This is a genomic window from Fulvimarina endophytica (assembly GCF_003403015.1).
In the GTDB taxonomy this organism is placed as follows: Bacteria; Pseudomonadota; Alphaproteobacteria; order Rhizobiales; family Rhizobiaceae; genus Fulvimarina; species Fulvimarina endophytica.
The window spans coordinates 349,447-370,011 of the sequence record NZ_QURL01000001.1 but is presented as its reverse complement, the minus strand read 5'-3'; the positions used below and the strand labels follow the sequence as shown (position 1 = coordinate 370,011).

The window sequence follows — 20,565 nt, the reverse complement described above, 5'->3', positions numbered from 1 at the left end:
GGTCCTCGCCCGGCTTTCGAAATGACCGATCCCGGTTATCTTCAGAACCGGAGGGCGATCGGAGACCATATCCGGATCGCAGCAATGCCCGGGAGATGCGAGCGATGACCCAGAGTTTCCGCGAAATCTACGAGCGCGCTCAACGCGAACCGGACGCGTTCTGGCTCGAACAGGCGCAAGCCGTCGACTGGTTCGATGAGCCGAGCCGCGCTTTCGATCGGGACTTGGGCATCTATGGACGCTGGTTTCCCGACGGGGTCTGCAACACCTGCTACAATACGGTGGACCGGCATGTCGAAGCGGGACACGGCGAGCGCACGGCCATCATCTACGACTCGCCCATAACCGGCCGGAAGCAGCATATCAGCTACGCCGAGCTGCTGACCGACGTGAAGGCTCTGGCCGCTGCGATGCTCGATCTCGGGATCGAGAAGGGCGACCGGGTCGTGATCTATATGCCGATGGTGCCCGAGACGGCGGTTGCAATGCTCGCATGCGCCCGGATCGGCGCGATCCATTCGGTCGTCTTCGGCGGGTTCGCGGCGGCCGAACTCGCCAAGCGGATGGACGACGCGGAACCCAAGCTCGTCCTCTCCGCGTCCTGCGGCATCGAACCCAACCGGACGGTCGCATACAAGCCGCTTCTCGATCGCGCATTCGAACTCGCCGAGAAGCCGCCCCAGGCAGCGATCGTCCTGCAGCGTGCGGAGCTTCGATGCGACCTCGTCGAGGGACGGGACCACGACTGGGCCGAACTTCGCGATCGATTGAGAGCGCAGATCGAGGACGGGCGCGAGGTGCCCTGCGCCCGCCTGTCCGCGACCGATCCGCTCTACATTCTCTATACCTCTGGCACCACCGGCAAGCCGAAAGGGGTCGTTCGCGACAATGGCGGCCACCTCGTCGCGCTGAACTGGACCATGGGCGCGATCTACGGGATCGATCCCGGCGATGTCTGCTTCACGGCCTCCGATGTCGGATGGATCGTCGGCCATTCCTATATCGTCTACGCGCCGCTCATCCGCGGAGCGACGACCATTCTCTTCGAAGGCAAACCCGTCGGCACGCCGGATGCAGGCACGTTCTGGCGCATCATATCCGAACACGGCGCCAAGACACTCTTTACGGCTCCGACCGCCATTCGCGCCGTGCGCAAGGAGGATCCGGACGGAGAGTTCCTGAAGCGCTACGACATGTCGAAGTTCGAAGCGCTCTATCTCGCCGGCGAACGGGCAGACCCCGAGACGATCAGATGGGCCGAAACGCTTCTCGACCGCCCCGTGATCGACCACTGGTGGCAAACGGAAACGAGCTGGACCATCGCCGGCAATCCGCGCGGCATCGAATTCCTGCCGGTCAAGCACGGAAGTCCGAGCGTCGCCATGCCGGGCTATGATCTCGCCATCCTCGGTCCCGATGGCGAGCGCGTCGCGCCGGGAGCGATGGGGACGATCGCGATCAAGCTCCCGCTCGCCCCCGGCAATCTGGTCACGCTCTGGCGCGCCGACGAGCGATTCCGCGACGGGTATCTGGCCGAATTCCCCGGCTATTATTCCACCGCCGATGCCGGCTATCTCGACGAGGACGGATATCTTTTCGTCATGGGACGCACTGACGACGTCATCAACGTCGCCGGCCATCGCCTCTCGACCGGGCAGATGGAGGAGGTCGTCGCACGTCATCCCTCGGTCGTCGAATGCGCCGTGGTCGGCATGCATGACGAGATGAAGGGGCAACTGCCCTGTGGCTTCGTGGTCCTGAAAAGCGATGCGCCCGAGGATCACCAAACGCTCGAGCGAGAGATCGTCGCCATGGTCCGCGACCAGATCGGCCCCGTTGCCGCGTTCAAGCAGATCGTCGTTGTCGACAAGCTTCCGAAGACCCGTTCCGGCAAGGTGTTGCGGCGCACGATGAAGGCGATCGTCGATCACGAGCCGTTCGAGACGCCTGCGACGATTGAGGACGCGGGCGCCATCGGAAACATCGAGCGAGCGGTCGCATCGTTGAGCGCGTCCTCCCGCCGTTGAGGGCGGAGGCCGACGCGATATCCCCGGACCGATGACTGGCGCGATCGCTGTTGCGACCCGGCCGACACCATCGTCCCGATCGAGTCGCGGGCTGTAATCACTCGTGGATGCTGCCGCCGGGTTCGACCTCGCCGTTCTCGTCCAGCGTGATGAGAACGATCTCACCCGATGCCGGGTAGACGCCCGTCAGCTCGGTTATGTTCACCTGATGGGTCACGAAAAGGGCCTTCCGCCCTTCCTCGGCGAGTTCCTCGAGCTTGTTGCGAAATGCCCTGTTCTGGCGCGCGGCCTCGGTGCGATCTTCGAAGAACGAGTTGAGGAAAGAGGCGGACTCGACCGGAGCCAGTCCCAGGAGTTCGGCGGTCTGGCGTGCGCGACACCATTCGCTCGAATAGACGACGTCGACCTTCACGCCCGCCTCCTCGAGCTTGCGCCCGATTGCTGCCGCCTGTTCGCGGCCGGTCTCGGAAAGGTTGCGCTGGGTGCTGCAATCGCCCAGCGTGAACTCATCGGGATCTCCGGTGCCCGGCGCGATCGCATGGCGCATGACGAGTTGCACGTCCTCGCCAGCAGCCTTGGACAGCGCATCCTCGGCCGCTTGCGCGAACGAGGGTGACAGCAGAATGGCGCCCAAGGCGCTGACGATAGCCGTCGCGCAGCGTGGCAGACAATCGAGCATGGGTTCCCCGGTCCCTTCTTCTCACGAACAGGATATCACGCGAATGCGATCACAGTGGCGAAAACCATGGCATTTCCTTGCCGCCCCTGCCAACGAACCGTCGCGAAACGATCGTAGAAGCCCAGATCGCGACTTCTGCCCCGGCAGGATTGTCGCTAGAAGAGCCACCCATACGATGCCACCCGAGCGATAGGACGGACGAGATGAGCGAGCAGACCCCCGACAGCGCCGAGACGCAGGCACGCCTTCTCTCCGAAGCCCTCCCCTATATGCAGGCCTACGAGAACAAGAATGTCGTCGTGAAATATGGCGGTCACGCCATGGGCGATACGAGCCTCGGCCAGGCCTTCGCACGCGATATCGCGCTCTTGAAGCAGTCGGGCGTCAATCCGGTCGTCGTGCACGGCGGCGGTCCCCAGATCGGCAGGATGCTGACGCAGATGGGCATCGAGTCCCGCTTCGAGGGCGGGCTGCGGGTCACGGATGCCGAGACGGTCCGGATCGTCGAAATGGTTCTGGCGGGGTCGATCAACAAGGAGATCGTCGCCATGATCAACGCCGAGGGCGAATGGGCGATCGGTCTTTGCGGCAAGGACGGCAATCTCGTCTTCGCGGAGAAGGCGACGAAGACGGTCATCGACCCCGACTCCCATATCGAGCGCGTTCTGGATCTCGGCTTCGTCGGCGAACCGGTGGAGGTGGACCGGACGCTTCTCGATCTCCTCGCCCGCTCCGAGATGATCCCGGTGATCGCGCCGGTGGCGCCGGGCCGGGACGGGGCGACCTACAACATCAATGCCGACACCTTCGCCGGCGCGATCGCAGGTGCGCTGCAGGCATCGAGGCTCCTGTTCCTGACCGACGTGCCCGGCGTGCTCGATGCGGAGAAGCAGCTGATCAAGGAGCTGTCGGTCAGCGAGGCGAAGTCCCTCATCCGCAGGGGCGTCATTTCGGGCGGCATGATCCCCAAGGTCGAGACCTGTATCGAAGCGCTCGAGCGAGGCGTCGAAGGCGTCGTCATCCTCAACGGGAAGACCCGGCATTCTGTTCTTCTGGAACTGCTGACCGAACACGGTGCGGGAACGCTGATCGTACCGTGACGTAGGATCGCCGTCCGGTCTCGGCACATTGTTGCGAAGCGGCTACATCGCTGCTTCGCCGCGCCCTCTAGTGTTTCGAAAACAAACGACGCGTTGAATTCCTGACTTCGTGCGTCGGATGATGAAACAATCGAGGGACAGCCCGATGACCGACCGCCATTATGGTAAAACGCCATCGTCGAGGCTGGAACAGGCTGGATTAATTCTTGCATCCGTCCTTCTCTGCGCGGCGGCTCTTCCTCGCGACGCACATGCTCAGTCGGCGACGAACGACTCTGATCTGTTCCCGACTAACGAACGCTATCTCCAGTTCGGCGGCGACGATCGCAATATCACCATCGCCCCCTTCGTCCAGCTGGACGGCGGATATCTGGACTTCGATCCCGGCCGGAGCGGATGGCGGTCGGAGGTCGCGCTTGCCCGCCTCTACCTGTTCGGAACCTACGACAAGCTCGACGCGACCTTCGCCTACGACTTCGAGAACGAGTCCCGGCCGCTGCGCTATCTCTTCCTCAGCTACCAGTTCATGGACAATCTCGACGTGATTCTGGGTCAGCAGGACGAGCCCTTTTCCCTCCAGGACATCGGCGGCAGCCGCTTCCTGCCCTTCGCGAGCGCCGGACAAAGCGCGGCCCTCATTCCGGGCGACAATGTGGGTGGTGTCGCCCGCTACTCGACGGACACGTATACCGTTGCAGCAGGCGTTTTCGGTGGCGACCTCAACGACGGGCGCGGTCCTGGTTTCGAGGGGCTGGACGAGCGCGGTGTCGGCGTGACCGCTCGGGCCACGTGGGTGCCGATTTACGAAGAGAGTCAGATCGAGCGTGGCGGTGACGCGACGACGGACGGCACCGGCACCCAGCGGGTCGAGAACCTCCTCCATCTGGGTGCGGCCGTTTCGACCAAATTCGACGTCACCGGCGGCGTCTCGTTCTCGGGCAACAGCAATTCCGCACTCAGCAGCCGTTCGATAGCGTCCTCGCCGACATTCATGGGGTCGTCAGACGTCTATCGCGGCAACCTCGAATTCGCTCGCTCCGTTAGTTCGCTTTCGATCCAGGCGGAACTGACAGGCGTCTATGTGGATGGATTGCTGAAGAGCGGGACCGCCCATGGCGGGTATCTCTACACGACCTATTTCCTCACCGGCGAGCAGCGCAGCTACAGCCGCGAGACGGGATCGTTCGGACGGGTCGTCCCGAAGAACCCGATCGATCAGGGCGGCTTCGGCGCTTTGGAAGTCGGTGCCCGCGTCGACTATCTCGATCTGACCGATCTTGGTCCCGATGCCGGTGCGCAAATCGGATTGTCGGCCGTCGCAAACCTTTATCTGACCAAGCGCTTCAGGCTGACTGCCGACTACTCCTACACCCATGGGACTGCAGGATCGATCGACGGGCTCGACGTCCATGCCGTGACCGGACGCTTCCAGTTCGCCTATTAGGGCGTCGGGCGAAATTTTCGGCGAAGGGTCGACGGGTTCGAGATCGGTCGTCGCTCCCTTCTCTTGACGACCCGACCGATTGACACCGTGCGGGCCGGGTCGGCGACGGGGTGCTAGGGATCTTACCGTATCCTTCGTCCAGACCGATCGCGGCAGGCCGCCGGGAAATTGTGGCAGAACGTCCTCATAGCGGGACTTGCGAGCCCGCCATTCGGGAGTTTCCATTTGCCATCACGCCTTGCGCGATGCATTTCCGGGGATGGAACAGGCGGACGAGGACCGATCAGCATGACAGCCGAGACTCTGAGGACCGCGGATGCCTCGCCGGAATCCTTCGCACACGTGCGCGACTGGATCTTCGACCTCGACAACACCCTCTATCCGCGCCACACCGACCTGTTTTCGCAGATCGACCAGCGGATGACGACATTCGTCGCCGATCTCCTGAGTCTTCCGAGAGAGGACGCGCGGATCGTGCAGAAGGATCTCTATCGGCGCCACGGAACGACCCTGCGGGGGCTGATGAACGAGCGCCAGATCGATCCGGACGCGTTTCTCGCCTTCGTTCATGACATCGATTATTCGTGGCTGGAGCCGAATGCGGCCCTCGGAGAGTCGATCGCGACGCTCCCGGGCCGCAAATTCATCTTCACCAACGGGGACCGCGGCCACGCCGAACGTGCGGCGCGGCAACTTGGCGTTCTCGATCATTTCGACGATATCTTCGATATCGTCGCCTCGAACCTCGTTCCGAAACCTGCGGCCGAGACCTACGATCTCTTCGTCGGCCGTCATGGGATCGACCCCTCGAAGGCCGCGATGTTCGAGGATCTCGCGAAGAATCTCTCGGTCCCCAAGGCACTGAGTATGACGACCGTCCTCGTCGTGCCGCGCAATTTCGAGACGACCCTCGGCGAGTATTGGGAGCACGAGGGCCGCGACGGCGAGCATATCGACTACATCACGGATGACCTGACGACGTTTCTTCAGAGCATCCAGAAATAGTTCATGCTCTCGGCGCGAAGCGCCGTCGCGCTTCGGTCAGTCCTTCAGAAGAGAGCGACCTTCATTCGCGAGGCCATGATCGCCGCTCTCTTCAGGCCTCTTTGCCGTCTGCGGCTTACCATCCGTCTTCGCCGTGCCGCTCTTCTGGTTTCCTTCGAAGATTGCCTGCTGCTGTTCCGTCTCGTAACGGGCCTCGCCTTTTTTGGACGCCTCCCGATCTCGCGCGCTCTCGGCGTCAGCGTCCGTGCGTCCCGCACCCGGCCGGGTCTCGTCCTCGGCGATGCGTTCGGGCGTATCCTTGTCCTGCTGCGCGCGCATCATTTTGGGTTCGGTGCTGAGATCAGGCATTTCGTTTTCCCGTTGCTTCCAGAGTGACTGGTATCGTTTCAGGAAAACAGGCCTCTTCTGATCCGGTTCCAATTCCGATCGGTCAGCTTTGGTTCTGGGCAGGCCACCACGGACGAGCGCCCCACGAACCATTCCCGAGGCGGTCAGCCCGCCCGTCCCGGAGGTCAGCCGCGTCTATTCGTCGAGACACAGCACCGGAAGGATCGCGTCCTTCACGCTCGCGACGGCGTCGGGAACGCTCGTGAGCTCCGCGCCCGCGTCCGCCGTCCGGTATTCGATGGCATTCTCGTCGAGGAATGCGGAGACGGCATTCGGCTGGATCGCGAAGTTGATGGACTGGGGAATGTCCCCGGTCGCATCGGCGATCGCGACGGCATTCAGCTTCGCGGTCACGACACCGACGACCCGGCCAGCGAGATCGACGAGCGGACCACCCGAATTGCCCGGCTGCACCGGGGCGGAGATCTGCATGTAGCGCGGATCGTTCATCAGGCCGAGAAGCGAGGAAACGTTTCCACGGGTGACGTTCAGGGAATCGGCAAGGATCGAACGCAGGGGGAAACCGAGCGCAAGGATGTCTTCGCCAAGGCGCGGCTTGTCTGCCGCGATCGCGAGGGGCGCTTCGAAATGTCCATCGACCTTCACGAGCGCAAGATCGTTCTGCGTATCGACGACCCGGTCCGTCACGCGGCCATAACCACTCACGAGCACCGCATTGCAGGCCCTAACAACATGGGCGTTCGTCAGCACCCAGCCGTCCTCGGAAACCGCAAACCCAGAGCCCGCCATGTCGAACGCCACATCGGACGGATCACGCTGATTGGAGGCCATCCGGCCGTCGATCGGCGGAATGGCGAACATGTTCGGCTGGGTCGGATCGGCATAAGCCATCGCGTAACGGCCATCCGGCTCCGCCGTCTCGCGGCGATTGCGCAGCATGGTCGTGAACGGCTTGTCCTCGCGGCTGGCCACCAGTGGCTCGCGGGGATCGGCGGCGAACGGCTCGAACAATTCCGATGCGACGGTCAGGAAGGGCTCGATCTCGCTCGCGACCGCGGGATCGTATGAAATGGAGAACCCACGAACATCGGTGCCGTCTTCCGAACCGACCTCGAAGCGCATCATATACTGGCGGCCGGAGTCCGTCCCGAAGACCTTGAAGCTGGTCTCCGAGAACGCGGAGCTGGACACCGAGCGCGTTTCCGTCTGCCGGTTCAGGACATCGAAGAGGCCCGGAAGGGTCTGGCCGGTATCGGCGATCCGCACCGTCTCGACCTCGATACGTCCGTCTTCGGAGCGCCAGAGGTTACCGACTTCGGTACGACCCTGATCCACGACGCGGTTGAACGGAATGAGAAGCCGCGAACCGGTCGCGGCATCTTCGGCAAAGGCGACGCCCAGTCCGTTCTGGACGGCATCCGACTGCGAGACGAGTTGCGACAGCATTTGGTCGGAAATGATGCCATTCGGCTCGAACCCATGGCGGGCCTGGAAATCACGGATCGCCCGGAGCGAGTTCGGCCCGATCACGCCGTCGAACGAGCCCTCGTAATCGCCGGTCCAGGCGAGACGGATCTGGAGGCCTTGGCGAAAGTCGATATCGGTCTGCGAGTTGTAGGCTTCGGAGAGACCGGTTGCATGTGCAGGAACGACCGATGCACCGACCGGCAGGATCGCCAGCCCGACTGCTGCCATCAGTGTTCGCGCCACGCGATACATTTCGTCCCCCTCAGGATCGTCGTCTTCTGGTCACATAATGCGGCTGATCACGTTTCGATCCGAGTTAGTTTAACGGTCTGGTAAGAATAGACTGGCAACGGACCCCTGCAAAGCTCTGCGCTCACGGGGATTGCGAAGATCAGCACGGATCTTAGCGGCGATCACGTTGTTGTGATATTTGCCCTTCGTGCCTTATTCGAGCCCTTGACGGGTGTCCGCAGGCAGTTCGTCGATCCTTTCCGCGCGCTTCAAAATGCGGGATGTGGAAGAGAGGATTTGATCGACATCCCGCTGCGACTGGCCGAAATGGGTCTTGAGCGCATCGACCCGCTCCCCGAGGCGCTGGATTTCCTCGCCGAGAAGACGGGTTTCCTGCTGGATACGGACCGCCTCCTCCCGAACCTTGGCGTCCTTCAGAAGATTCTGAATCACCTGGACGGAAAGCATGAGCAATGTGGGAGAGACGATCACCACGCGTGACCGATAGGCCTTCTGGATGATGTCGGGGAAATGTTCGCCAAGAAACGCGAACACCGCCTCCGAAGGAACGAACATGATCGCCGTATCCAGCGTTTCGCCCGGTATCAGATATTTGGTGGCGATCGCGCGGATATGGACATCCATGTCCCGGCGCAACCGATTGCCGGCGGAAACGCGCGCCTCCTTCGTCTGCGCCGAAGCCAGCGCGGCATAGGCGTCGAGTGGAAACTTGGCATCGATGGCGAGCGGGAACGCGCCGTTCGGCATCATGATTAGGCAGTCCGGCCGCTTCCCGTTCGAGAGCGTCGCCTGCATTCGATATCCGTTCGCCGGCAATGCGTCGGAGACGATGGTCTGCATCCGAAGCTCGCCGAAAGCGCCGCGCGTCTGCTTGTCCCCGAGGACGTGCTGCAATTGCGTGATCCCGCTCGCCAGTTCGCCGATGCGGTTCTGTGCCTGATCGATCACCGCCAGACGTTCGCCAAGCGCGGACAGCGTTTCGCGGGTTTCGGAACTGGTCGAGACGAGCTGTCGTCCAACAGCATTCGAGAGACCGTCGAAGCGGCCAGCAAGCGTCGACGTCAGTTCCGCCTGGCGACTGCCGATGATCTCTGCCATCGACTGGAGACGGCCGGCCAGTTCGGCCTGAGCCTTCAGGACCGAGCTCATGCCTGGGCCAGCGTCGCCCGCTTCGCCGATCAAGGTCCTCAGTTCGCGATTGGCCTTGCGTGCCCTTAGCAGCAGCGTGAAAAGAAGGATAACGAGCGCCCCGAGACACAGCGATGCACCGGTGAGCTGAATGCCTGCAAGCGATGAATGGGCATCATTCAACCATGCCAGAATGCGATCTCGTTCCATCCTCTGGACGCTACGCGGAATTGATTAAAAAACAAGATCAAAACGGGAACGAGGATACCGTCGTGATCACGCTTCGAACGTGCGGCCTTTCGACTCGATCGAGGTCTCCATGTCCTTCGATCCGGCAGGGATGATCCATCCCCTGTCGCGGCCGAAGTCAGATCGCGAGGATCCCGAGGATCGCGGCGGTTGCCGCTGATCCGGCGAGTGCGATCGCGGACAGGCCGAAACCCGCCATGCGCTGCCAGAGAGGCGTGCCCGCGCGAGTGAAATGCAGCGCATGGAGGAAGCGCCCGATGGTGAGCGCGAGGCCGAGGGCGTGAATGAGCCAGGGTGACGCCCCTAGGAGTGCCGCGAGTGCGAGAGCGATGAGCGTCATCGGCATCATTTCGATGGCGTTGGCGTGCCCGCGCATCGCCTTGGCGAGGCGGGCATCGCCGCCATCGCCGATCAGGATCGCGTTTCGTCTGCGAATGAGACCGATCGCGATCGAGATCCAGAACAGGATCGCGATGTTCAACGCGCAATAGATCGCCACTGCTCCCAGCGCTGCACCATTCATCGTCGAATCTCCTCTTCACCGGGAGTGTACGGTTTAGAACCGAGGCGATCGAGCCATCGCGCGATGCGATGTTGCGGGTGCGGCATCGCGTCCTCGCCCGACCGAGGACTTCGTATCTCCCAGAACTCGAACCATGCTACGACCGTTCGGCCGCGTCGAAGAAGGGACTTTTCACGTGTCGTTGCTGATTGTCGGGCTGATTCTGTTCATCGGAATGCATTCGATCCGCGTGGTCGGCGAAGCACCGAGAAACCTCCTGATCTCGCGGATCGGCGAGATGCCCTACAGGGCGAGCTACAGCCTTCTCTCCCTCATCGGACTGGTTCTGATTGGCCAGGGTTATGGAGAAGCGCTTGCCTCGCATGGCCGCCTCTACACCCCTCCTCCGGTCTTGTCCCTTGGCACGCTCGCTCTGGTGCCGGTCGCCTTCGTTCTCGTCTCGGCGGCATATCTTCCCGCGAGCCATATCAAGCGCGCCGCGCGCCACCCGATGGTTCTCGGCGTCGGTCTCTGGGCAGCCGGCCATCTCCTCGCCAACGGCGAAACGGCGAACGTCGTTCTCTTCGGTGCCTTCTTCGTCTGGGCCGTTCTCGACTACCTCTCGTCGCTACGCCGAAATGCCCAGCCCGTCGGCGGAAAGGTAGCGTCCGCGAAAATGGATCTTCTCTCGCTGGTCATCGGACTGTCGATCGCCGCCGTCTTCATCGTCTGGGCCCACGAATGGCTGTTCGGCGTCTCGCCCCTGGCTCGAAACTGAGCGAGTCCAGACAGTCGGGCCTTCGATGATCCGAAGATTGCAGATCCTGATCGAAATAGAGCGGTTCCGGCACTGGAGCCTTGGAACTGCGTCCAATTGAAGCCAACCGGGTTGCCTTCTGGCACAAGAAGCCTGACAGGGCTTCGCAGGCGGGCACGAAGGACCAGGCGACCGCCCGATCCAAGGAACCTCGCCTAGGATTCGGGATGCGTCGAGCCCTGTCCGGTTCCGGTCCCGTAGACCTCGTCCGCCCGATCCTCGAAGGCTTTGGCGAACCGGCGAAACGCGTAGTCAAACATCGAGCCCATCAACATGCTGAGCGTCCGGCTCTTGAACTCGTAGTCGATGAAGAAGTGCACCTCGCACTCCTCATCGCCGACCGGTGTGAAGTTCCAGCGGTTATCGAGGTAGCGGAACGGACCATCGACATATTTCACGTCGATCTGCCGCTCTTCCGGCTTCAGAAGAACCTGGCTCGTGAACGTCTCGCGCACGAGTTTGTAGGCAACCGTCATGTCGGCAACGAGCAGCGTCTTTCCGTCGCGCTCGCGCTTCGAGCGGATGCTCAGGCTTTTGCAGAGCGGAAGAAACTGCGGATACTTTTCGACATCGGCGACGAGATCGAACATCTCGTCTGCTGAATGCGTGACCCGGCGCGTCGATTGGAACTGTGGCATGGATTTCGCTTACGCTGCCTTGGTCCGGGCCAGACGAGCCGCTTTCAGGCGCTGGAAGTCTTCACCGGCATGGTGCGAGGACCGTGTCAGCGGGCTCGCCGAAACCACGTGGAAACCCTTCGCCATGGCGGTCGTCTCGAACGACTTGAACTCCTCCGGCGTCACGTAGCGAACCACCTGATGATGCTTGCGGGTCGGCTGCAGATATTGCCCGATCGTCAGGAAGTCGACATCGGCCGAGCGCAGATCGTCCATCAACTGAAGCACTTCGTTCCGCTCTTCTCCGAGCCCGACCATGATGCCGGACTTCGTGAAGATCGTCGGATCGAGCTCCTTGACCCGCTGCAGAAGGCGGATCGAATGGAAATACCGCGCCCCGGGGCGAACGGTCAGATATTTCGACGGCACGGTTTCCAGATTGTGGTTGAAGACGTCCGGGCGGGCCGAGACGACGTGCTCGAGCGCGCCGGGCTTGCGCAGGAAATCGGGCGTCAGGATCTCGATCGTCGTTCCGGGGGCGGCCGCGCGGATTGCGCGAATGGTCCGCACGAAGTGCTCGGCTCCGCCATCGGCCAGATCGTCACGATCGACCGAAGTGATCACGACATGATCGAGGCCCATCTTCGCCACGGCACGCCCGACGCTCTCCGGCTCGGACTGGTCGAGCGCGTGGGGAATGCCGGTTGCGACATTGCAGAAGGAACAGGCGCGCGTGCAGATGCCGCCCATGATCATGAAGGTGGCGTGCTTCTTTTCCCAGCACTCGCCGATATTCGGACAGCCGGCTTCCTCGCACACGGTCACGAGACCGTTCGAGCGGGCTATGTCGCGGGTTTCCTGGAAACCCTTCCCGACCGGCGCGCGCACGCGGATCCAGTCGGGCTTGGGTGGGCTCGCGGCCGTGTCCGGTCGATGAGCCTTTTCTGGATGCCGCAGCCGGGGCTTGCCCTCGGCTGCGGTGCGATTGTCGAGCACCGTAACCATGACGTTTACCTATGCCGTGTCGGCGCCCTGCGCAATCGTCAGAAGCGTCGCGTCAGCGGCGAACGAGCCTGAAGATGAAGATCAGCAAGCAGGCGCCAACGAAACCCGTGATCAGATAGGCGAAGGAGAAGGAGGCGCCGGCGCCGGCGCCGAGGCCCGTCAACTGAAGAATAAGGCTCAGAACGATCGCCCCGACGATGCCGAGGATGATGTTCATGATGACGCCCATGTCGCTCTTCATGACCTTTTCGGCCAGCCAACCGGCCAGGCCACCGACGATGATTGCTGCGAGCCAACCCATGATGATTTCCTTTATTGCAGATTGCCATTCTGCTTGAGGGAGATAGCGAGGGATGGCGCGCGGCAAGCCGAATCAGTCTTTTTTTGGACAGGCGCGCAACACTTTTATTGGTGGATCACCCGTCCATAGGCGTCGAGCACGGATTCGTGCATCATCTCCGAAAGGGTCGGGTGCGGGAAGCAGGTGTGGAAGAGCTCTTCCTCGGTGGTCTCGAGGCCGATCGCGATCACGAAGCCCTGAATGAGTTCCGTCACCTCGGCTCCCACCAGATGGGCGCCGAGCAGCTCTCCGGTCTTGGCATCGAAGACGGTCTTCACCATTCCATCGGGCTCTCCGAGAGCGATCGCCTTGCCGTTTCCGGTGAAGTTGAACCGGCCGACCTTGACATCGTGGCCGGCTTCCTTCGCCTTCGCCTCCGTCAGGCCGACCGAGGCGATCTGCGGCTGGCAGTAGGTGCAGCCCGGAATCTCGGTCTTCTTCATGGGATGCGGGTGCATGCCCTTGATGGCCTCGACGCAGATCGTCCCCTCGTGCTCGGCCTTGTGGGCGAGCATCGGAGGACCAGCCACGTCGCCGATCGCGTAGATGCCCTCGACGCCCGTCTTGCCGACGCCATCGGTCTTGATGATGCCCCGATCCAGCTCGACGCCGATCTCCTCGAGCCCCAGGCCTTCGGTATTGCCCTGGACACCGACCGCCGAGATCAGACGTTCCGCCTTGAGCGTTTCCGTCTTGCCGCCCTTCGTCTCGACGGTGACGGTCACCCCGTCCTTGCTCTTCTCGACCTTCGCGACCTTCGCGTCGGTCATGATCTTCATGCCCTGCTTCTCGAACTGCTTGCGGGCGAGCTTCGCGATGTCCGCATCCTCAACCGGAAGGATCTGCGGAAGCAGTTCGATCACCGTCACCTCGGCGCCCATGAAGCGGTAGAAGCTTGCAAATTCGATGCCGATCGCGCCCGATCCCATCACGATCAGGCTCTTGGGCATGCTCTTCGGCTTCATCGCCTCGAAATAGGTCCAGATCCGGTCACCGTCCGGCTCGATGCCCGGCAGGACGCGCGGGCGCGCGCCGGTCGCGACGATCACGTGCTTGGCCTTGTAGGTCCCCTCGCCGAGAACGCCCTTCGGAACCGGGTTCTGCGGCTCGACCACCGGCTTCTTCATCTTCCCGACGCTGACTTCGGCGGGGCCGCCCTTGCCTGCCTTCGTGATCTTGGCCTCGCCCCAGATCACGTCGATCTTGTTCTTCTTCATGAGATAGCCGACGCCGCCGTTCAGCTGTGCCGAGACACCGCGCGAGCGCTTGACCACCGCCTCGATGTCAAACTTCGGCGGAGCGATCTCGAGGCCATAATTCTTGCCGTTCTCCGCGTAGTGAAAGATCTCGGCCGTGCGAAGAAGCGCCTTGGTGGGAATGCAGCCCCAGTTGAGACAGATCCCGCCCAGATGTTCGCGCTCGACGACGGCGGTCTTGTAACCAAGCTGCGCGGCGCGAATGGCCGCAACGTAGCCGCCGGGCCCGCCACCGATGACGAGAATATCGTAAGTGTCAGCCATGGGTCATCTCCAGGTTGTCTCGTCCGCTCGATCGCGGGTCGTTCATATTGCTGTTTCAGGCGCTTTGGTCATCATCGGAGCCGAGGAGCGCACGGATGGGTTCGACCAGGGCTTCTCCCAGCCTGCGCGAGTTCGTCGCGTCGAGATGGACGCCGTCGATGGGCGATGTCTCGCATACCTCTCCGGCGTCGAACATCGCGACCCCGTATTCCTCGGCGACCTTCGTCACGGCCGAGCGAAAATGGATCGATTCATCCTTCGCATGACCGAACAGCAGCGAGAAATCGGGCTCGGTCGTCGAACAGAACGGCGGAGGCGCGACCAGAAGGATCTTCGGAGACCGGTAGCCGCGCTGATAAGGGAAGCCGAGGGCGATCTCGACGATGCGCTCCAAGCCCTGGCGCGATTCGAACACACGTCCCCCGCCCGTATTGCGCTTCAGATCGTTCGTTCCCAGCATGACCACGAGACCGTCGAGCGGCTGGTGGCTTGCAAGAAGCGTCGGCAGGATCTTCACGCCATTGCGCTCGGCAGAAACCATGTGGTCGTCGAAGGCGGTCGTACGCCCGTTCAGCCCCTCGCTGATGACCCGCACCCGATGGCCCAGCGCCTTACCGACGACGTTCGGCCAGCGGTCGAAGAAGTCGTGGCGCAGCATGGTTTCGGGGTTGTAGCCCCATGTGAGGGAGTCGCCGAAGGCGAGGACGGTCTTCATCGTGCAGCCCGCGCCGCTTCGGCCAGATCGAAGTTGATCGACAGGACACGGTTGAGCGCCCGTCGCTGGGAAAGCGCGAACACGTCTCCGCGTCGAGATGGAGACTGCGCCATAAGAGCCTGCGTCGCGCATTGCTTGACCGAGGATCGCCGGACGCATGCGATCAGCGATCGATTGGACATGCTGTAGCTGATCTCCCAGGAGCCCGGCACGACCGCCTTGTCGAAGGCCCGGACGACATAGGCACGGCCGTCCGGAGCTGCGTAGACCAGCGTGTTCCCGAGCCCACCCAAACTCATCACATAGGTTTTTCCCGCAAACGACCGGGCATAGGCGTCGATCTCAGCCTTCGGCCATTTCTGCGCGCTTGCCGGCGCAGAAATCGTAGCAGCCACCGCAAGGGCGATCGCCGCCACACAGGTCGGGAGTCGGAGGAAGCGCCGCATCGCCCGCCCTTAGACCAGCATGGACATCGGGTTCTCGATGAACTGCTTGAACGCCGCGATGAGTTCCGCGCCGAGCGCCCCGTCGACCGCACGATGATCGGTCGAGAGGGTCACGGTCATGATGGTCGCGACCTTGATCTCGCCGCTCTCGACGACCGCCTTCTGCTCGCCCGCGCCAACGGCGAGGATGGTCGCATGGGGCGGGTTGATCACGGCCGAGAAATTGCTGATCCCGAACATTCCGAGATTGGAAACCGCCGTCGTGCCGCCCTGATATTCCTGCGGCTGAAGCTTCCGGTTCCGGGCGCGCTTGGCGAGATCCTTCATCTCGTTGGAGATCGTCGAAAGGGTCTTCTCCTCGGCCCGGCGAATGATCGGCGTGATGAGGCCGCCGTCGATCGACACTGCGACACCCACATCGGCATGCTTGTGCTTCAGCATCGCCGTCTCGGTCCAGGAGACATTGGCGGCAGGCACGGCTTTCAGCGCCAGAGCCATCGCCTTGATGACCATGTCGTTGACCGAGAGCTTGTATGCTGGCCTCTCGCCGTCGTCGGACTTCGTCTTCGGAGCCGAATCGTTCAGCTGCTTGCGCAGGGCGAGCAACGCGTCGAGCTCGCAATCGACCGACAGATAGAAGTGCGGCACGGTCTGCTTGGACTCGACGAGGCGCTTGGCGATCGTCTTGCGCATGCCGTCATGCGGGATCTTCTCGTAGCTGCCTTCCTCGAACATCTTGAGAATGGCATCGTCGCTCGCGCCCTTCGGCGCCGTCGCCGTGGGTGCGGGCGCCGCATTCGGCTTGCCGGCATCCTTCGGCTTCTCGGCCTTGGCGTCCTTTCCGACGCCGTCCTTCTTCGCCTTTTCGATATCGGCCTTGACCACGCGACCGTGCGGCCCCGATCCCTCGACCTTGGTCAGATCGACACCGGCCTGCTTTGCCAGACGCCGGGCGAGAGGCGACGAGAAGACCCGTTCGCCCGAACCGTCCTTCGGCGCGGGACCGGCGCTCTCCGTCGCTTCGTCGCTCTCCGGCTCGCCTTTACCGCCGGTTCCGCCATCGGGACGGGAATAGCTGCGCTTGGACGGATCCTTGGCGTCCTCCTCCGAACCGGTCACCGCATCATCGGCTTTGGCGTCCGCGGTCATCGCGCCGCCCTTGTCGTCGCCTGACGGAGCGGGATCGCTGCCGCCACCCGATTTCGCGGCTTCATCGACATCCTCACCATCGGCAGCGAGAATGGCGATCACGTCGTTGACCTTTACGCCCTCGGTTCCGCCGGGCACGACGATCTTGGCGAGAACGCCTTCGTCGACAGCCTCGACCTCCATGGTGGCCTTGTCGGTTTCGATTTCGGCGATGATGTCGCCCGCCGAGACCTTGTCGCCTTCCGCGACCAGCCACTTGGCCAGATTGCCTTCTTCCATCGTCGGAGACAGGGCGGGCATTGTCACGTTGATCGGCATGGGAGATCTCCGAAGGGTCTTAGGCGTCTTCTTGATTGATGGCCGTCGGCCACGAAATTTTGCTGAAGAATCGATATGCCGGATCAACCGGCTGGAACGTCCTGTCGAACGCGGCTCCACCCCTCGCGCTCGCGAGAGATGGCTTCACCCGGGCAGCCGGGTGCTCGAAACACACTTCGATGGAACGCCGTGCGCGGGCGCTGCCCCATCGAGGACCGCTCGCACGAGGAATGCCGGGAGCGGCACTCTCCACCAATTCTGGAGATGTCCGCTCCATCACTCCTCAGTGACCTCCATGGCGTCCGCTGCCCTGGTCCTCGACGTAATTGGCGAGATTGCCCAGATGGGCGGTCCAGCCGCTCTGATGATCGAGGAGCATGGTCGCGCGATCGACTTCCGGCGCCTTCTCCCAACCCTGATGTTCGATCCGGACCTCCGTCCCGATCTCGGTTTCGGAGAGGGTGACGGATACGACGGTATCGAAGGCCCAGTCGTCGTCCGCCCAGACCATGACAAAACCGTCAAGCGGGTGATAGGACGTGACCTGCGCGCGGGTGGTGCGATTGCGACCCGACGGATCGACCCAGGGTTCGGTGAACCGCCCGCCGACCTGGGGCTCGAACTCGATGTTCTCCCGCCACCAGGCCTTCAGGCAGTCAGGCTCGGTCAGACAGTGCCAGACGGCCTGGCGTGAAGCGGCGATTTCCTTGCGGATCACCACCTTCCCATCGTCTTGTGCGACGAATTCACCGTCCTCGGCCGCCAGTTTGGTCAAAGCCTCAACTCCGGTAGCAGACCGCTTTTACGGCATCGATCACGTCCTTGACCGAAGGCAGAGCGAGCTTCTCGAGGTTCGCTGCATAAGGCATCGGCACGTCCTTGCCGTTGACCTTCAACACCGGGGCGTCGAGATAGTCGAAGGCCTGAACCATCAGTTCGGATGCGATATGACCGCTGACCGAACACTGCGGGAAGCCCTCTTCCACGATCACGGCCCGATTAGTCTTCTTCACCGAGCGCACGATCGCCGGCATGTCCATCGGGCGGATGGTCCGAAGATCGATGATCTCGGCTTCTATACCCTCTTTCGCCAGTTCCTCGGCCGCCTTGATCGCATAGGTCATGCCGATCGACCACGAAACGATCGTGACATCCGATCCCTTGCGGTGGATGCGGGCCTTGCCGATCGGCACGGTCCAGTCGTCCATCTTCGGCACGTCGAAGGAGTGGCCGTAGAGAATCTCGTTCTCGAGGAACACGACCGGATTGGGATCGCGGATCGCCGACTTCAAAAGCCCCTTGGCGTCGGCCGCGCTGTAGGGCTGCACGACCTTGAGACCGGGAACGTGGCTATACCAGGCGGCGTAGTCCTGGCTGTGCTGGGCCGCCACGCGCGCAGCGGCGCCGTTCGGTCCACGGAAGACGATCGGACAGCCCATCTGGCCGCCGGCCATATAGAGGGTCTTCGCCGCCGAGTTGATGATCTGGTCGATGGCCTGCATGGCGAAGTTGAAGGTCATAAATTCCACGACCGGACGCAGGCCGCCAAAGGCCGCACCCACGCCGAGACCTGCAAATCCGTGCTCCGTGATCGGCGTATCCACGATGCGCCGTGCCCCGAACTCGTCGAGGAGACCCTGCGTGATCTTGTAGGCGCCCTGATATTCGGCGACTTCCTCACCCATCACGAAGACGGCCTCGTCGCGGCGAAGCTCCTCGGCCATCGCGTCGCGAAGCGCTTCGCGAACGGTCGTCGAAACCATCTCGGTGCCTTCCGGCACATCCCGGCCGAACGGGCTGTCGTCCTCGACATCGGGATGCGTCTTGCCTTCGGCGGGAACCCGACGCTCGTCGATCGGCGTCACCGTCTTCGCGCTGCGGGCCTGATCGCCACTTTGCGCGACCGGTTCGTCGTCGGACTTCGTGGCGGTCTTGGGCTCCTCGCTCTTGGCCTCGCTGCCGGAGCTCGAGCCGATATCGCTCTCGCTTTCGCCTTCGGCGAGGAGGAGCGCGATCGGCGCGTTCACCTTCACGTTCTCCGTCCCGGCCTCGACGAGGATCTTGCCAAGCGTGCCCTCATCGACCGCTTCGACTTCCATCGTGGCCTTGTCAGTCTCGATCTCGGCGATCACATCGCCCGGCTGGACCGTGTCACCGACGTTCTTCACCCATTTGGCGAGAGTGCCCTCTTCCATCGTCGGGGAGAGAGCGGGCATCAAAATCTCGGTCGGCATCGCCGTCCTCCCTTATTCGGCAGCCTGGGGCGCTTCGTCGGCGTAGACATCGGTCCAGAGCTCGCTCGGATCCGGCTCGGGATCGTTCTGTGCGAAGTCGGCGGCGTCTCCGACGATGTCGCGAACCTCCTTGTCGATCTCCTTGACCTCGTCCTCGGACATCTCGTGGTTCTCAAGGAGACGCTTCTTCACCTGCTCGATCGGATCGGACTCCGAGCGCATCTTCTGCACCTCGTCGCGGGTGCGGTATTTGGCGGGATCCGACATGGAATGGCCGCGATAGCGATAGGTCATCATCTCGAGAATGATCGGCCCCTCGCCGGACCGGCAGTGCTCGACCGCCATGTCGCCGGCAGCCTTCACCGCGCGCACATCCATGCCGTCGACCTGAATGCCGGGGATCTTGAAGGACAATCCGCGATGGGAGAAATCGGTCTCGGCGGAAGCGCGGGAAACCGAGGTGCCCATCGCATACCGGTTGTTCTCGATCACATAGATCGCGGGCAGCTTCCAGAGCGAGGCCATGTTGAAGCTCTCGTAGACCTGGCCCTGATTCGCGGCGCCATCGCCGAAATAGGTGATCGAGACGGCATCGGTGCCGTTGTATTTGTTGGCGAATGCGAGACCGCTTCCGATCGGTACCTGCGCGCCCACGATGCCGTGCCCGCCGTAGAACTTCTTTTCCTTGGAGAACATGTGCATCGAGCCACCCTTCCCCTTGGAGTAGCCCGAGCGGCGACCGGTGAGCTCGGCCATGACGCCGCGGGCTTCCATGCCGGTGGCGAGCATATGCCCGTGATCGCGATAGCCGGTGACGACCTGATCGCCCTCCTTCATCGACATCTGCATGCCGACGACGACAGCTTCCTGGCCAATATAGAGGTGACAGAACCCGCCGATGAAGCCCATGCCGTAGAGCTGGCCGGCCTTTTCCTCGAAGCGCCGGATGAGAAGCATGTCGCGATAAGCACGCAACTCCTCCTCCTTGCTGAACTCGGCAGGATCCGGCGCCGAGAAGTTCTCGAGAGTCCGGACGATCTCCTTGCCCGACTCGGTATCGACCGTCTTGTCGGACGGTTTCGATTTGTCCGAATTCGACGAGCCGGATGAGGAATTCTTCTGCCGTGCCGCCATGGTGCCTCCAAACGCTGCGCCGGAACTTCTTGTGAAGTCGACTATAGACCGGAAAAACCGTGCTTCAAG

Annotated in this window: 20 protein-coding genes; 5 read left to right on the top strand and 15 right to left on the bottom strand. The window is 62.5% G+C overall.

Annotated features, from left to right (window positions below; translation table 11 throughout):
* Window positions 1–104 precede the first annotated feature (104 nt).
* Window positions 105–2,027: an AMP-binding protein gene (locus DYI37_RS01535; protein WP_116681426.1), complete on the top strand. Its 1,923-nt coding sequence runs from the start codon at window positions 105–107 to the stop codon at window positions 2,025–2,027.
* Between the two features lie 97 nt (window positions 2,028–2,124).
* Here DYI37_RS01535 and DYI37_RS01530 read toward each other — a convergent pair whose 3' ends face one another.
* Window positions 2,125–2,706 (bottom strand): histidine phosphatase family protein, encoded by a 582-nt coding sequence (locus DYI37_RS01530; protein ID WP_199520052.1) that lies wholly within the window; start codon window positions 2,704–2,706, stop codon window positions 2,125–2,127.
* Between the two features lie 203 nt (window positions 2,707–2,909).
* Here DYI37_RS01530 and argB point away from each other — a divergent pair, with 203 nt between their 5' ends.
* The 3 genes from argB (at window position 2,910) to DYI37_RS01515 (ending at window position 6,255) form a co-directional block, all read left to right on the top strand.
* Window positions 2,910–3,806 carry an acetylglutamate kinase gene (gene argB, locus DYI37_RS01525; protein ID WP_116681425.1) on the top strand — a complete coding sequence of 299 codons (897 nt, stop codon included), beginning with the start codon at window positions 2,910–2,912 and terminating at the stop codon, window positions 3,804–3,806.
* Window positions 3,807–3,951: 145 nt separating this feature from the next.
* The gene (locus DYI37_RS01520; protein ID WP_158555055.1) at window positions 3,952–5,250 is read left to right on the top strand and encodes an OprO/OprP family phosphate-selective porin; all 1,299 of its coding nucleotides are present in this window, start codon (window positions 3,952–3,954) and stop codon (window positions 5,248–5,250) included.
* 288 nt (window positions 5,251–5,538) lie between these two features.
* Window positions 5,539–6,255, top strand: coding sequence for a pyrimidine 5'-nucleotidase (locus DYI37_RS01515; protein WP_116681423.1), 717 nt, complete (start codon window positions 5,539–5,541; stop codon window positions 6,253–6,255).
* A 36-nt stretch (window positions 6,256–6,291) separates the two neighbouring features.
* Here the strand turns inward: DYI37_RS01515 and DYI37_RS01510 are convergent, their stop codons facing one another.
* The 4 genes from DYI37_RS01510 to DYI37_RS01495 form a co-directional block, all read right to left on the bottom strand.
* Window positions 6,292–6,675 (bottom strand): hypothetical protein, encoded by a 384-nt coding sequence (locus DYI37_RS01510; RefSeq protein ID WP_147307842.1) that lies wholly within the window; start codon window positions 6,673–6,675, stop codon window positions 6,292–6,294.
* 102 nt (window positions 6,676–6,777) lie between these two features.
* Complete coding sequence (locus DYI37_RS01505) at window positions 6,778–8,298, bottom strand: serine protease (RefSeq protein WP_245413726.1); 1,521 nt, start codon at window positions 8,296–8,298, stop codon at window positions 6,778–6,780.
* Between the two features lie 216 nt (window positions 8,299–8,514).
* Window positions 8,515–9,471 (bottom strand): DNA recombination protein RmuC, encoded by a 957-nt coding sequence (locus tag DYI37_RS01500; protein WP_245413725.1) that lies wholly within the window; start codon window positions 9,469–9,471, stop codon window positions 8,515–8,517.
* Window positions 9,472–9,817: 346 nt separating this feature from the next.
* Window positions 9,818–10,222: an MAPEG family protein gene (locus DYI37_RS01495; protein WP_116681419.1), complete on the bottom strand. Its 405-nt coding sequence runs from the start codon at window positions 10,220–10,222 to the stop codon at window positions 9,818–9,820.
* A gap of 175 nt (window positions 10,223–10,397) precedes the next feature.
* Between DYI37_RS01495 and DYI37_RS01490 the strand changes: the two genes are divergently transcribed.
* Window positions 10,398–10,979 (top strand): NnrU family protein, encoded by a 582-nt coding sequence (locus DYI37_RS01490; protein WP_245413724.1) that lies wholly within the window; start codon window positions 10,398–10,400, stop codon window positions 10,977–10,979.
* A gap of 194 nt (window positions 10,980–11,173) precedes the next feature.
* On the opposite strand, the gene DYI37_RS01485 is transcribed toward DYI37_RS01490, so the two are convergent.
* From DYI37_RS01485 to pdhA, 10 genes are all read right to left on the bottom strand, one after another.
* Window positions 11,174–11,656 (bottom strand): type II toxin-antitoxin system RatA family toxin, encoded by a 483-nt coding sequence (locus DYI37_RS01485; protein ID WP_116681417.1) that lies wholly within the window; start codon window positions 11,654–11,656, stop codon window positions 11,174–11,176.
* Window positions 11,657–11,665: 9 nt separating this feature from the next.
* Complete coding sequence (gene lipA, locus DYI37_RS01480) at window positions 11,666–12,640, bottom strand: lipoyl synthase (protein ID WP_116681416.1); 975 nt, start codon at window positions 12,638–12,640, stop codon at window positions 11,666–11,668.
* A 52-nt stretch (window positions 12,641–12,692) separates the two neighbouring features.
* Window positions 12,693–12,941: a GlsB/YeaQ/YmgE family stress response membrane protein gene (locus tag DYI37_RS01475; RefSeq protein ID WP_116681415.1), complete on the bottom strand. Its 249-nt coding sequence runs from the start codon at window positions 12,939–12,941 to the stop codon at window positions 12,693–12,695.
* A 104-nt stretch (window positions 12,942–13,045) separates the two neighbouring features.
* Window positions 13,046–14,500 (bottom strand): dihydrolipoyl dehydrogenase, encoded by a 1,455-nt coding sequence (gene lpdA / locus DYI37_RS01470; protein ID WP_116681414.1) that lies wholly within the window; start codon window positions 14,498–14,500, stop codon window positions 13,046–13,048.
* A 55-nt stretch (window positions 14,501–14,555) separates the two neighbouring features.
* Window positions 14,556–15,215 carry an SGNH/GDSL hydrolase family protein gene (locus tag DYI37_RS01465; RefSeq protein WP_116681413.1) on the bottom strand — a complete coding sequence of 220 codons (660 nt, stop codon included), beginning with the start codon at window positions 15,213–15,215 and terminating at the stop codon, window positions 14,556–14,558.
* Window positions 15,212–15,661, bottom strand: a complete 450-nt coding sequence (locus tag DYI37_RS01460; RefSeq protein WP_116681412.1) for a hypothetical protein — start codon at window positions 15,659–15,661, stop codon at window positions 15,212–15,214. The genes DYI37_RS01465 and DYI37_RS01460 overlap by 4 nt, the downstream gene beginning before the upstream one ends.
* 9 nt (window positions 15,662–15,670) lie before the next feature.
* Window positions 15,671–17,128 (bottom strand): pyruvate dehydrogenase complex dihydrolipoamide acetyltransferase, encoded by a 1,458-nt coding sequence (locus tag DYI37_RS01455; RefSeq protein ID WP_116681411.1) that lies wholly within the window; start codon window positions 17,126–17,128, stop codon window positions 15,671–15,673.
* 283 nt (window positions 17,129–17,411) lie between these two features.
* A complete protein-coding gene (locus tag DYI37_RS01450) occupies window positions 17,412–17,903 on the bottom strand; it encodes an SRPBCC family protein (protein ID WP_116681410.1) in 492 nt (163 codons plus the stop codon).
* Between the two features lie 4 nt (window positions 17,904–17,907).
* Complete coding sequence (locus DYI37_RS01445; RefSeq protein ID WP_116681409.1) at window positions 17,908–19,362, bottom strand: pyruvate dehydrogenase complex E1 component subunit beta; 1,455 nt, start codon at window positions 19,360–19,362, stop codon at window positions 17,908–17,910.
* 12 nt (window positions 19,363–19,374) lie between these two features.
* Window positions 19,375–20,496, bottom strand: coding sequence for a pyruvate dehydrogenase (acetyl-transferring) E1 component subunit alpha (gene pdhA, locus DYI37_RS01440; RefSeq protein WP_116681408.1), 1,122 nt, complete (start codon window positions 20,494–20,496; stop codon window positions 19,375–19,377).
* Between the last annotated feature and the right edge of the window lie 69 nt (window positions 20,497–20,565).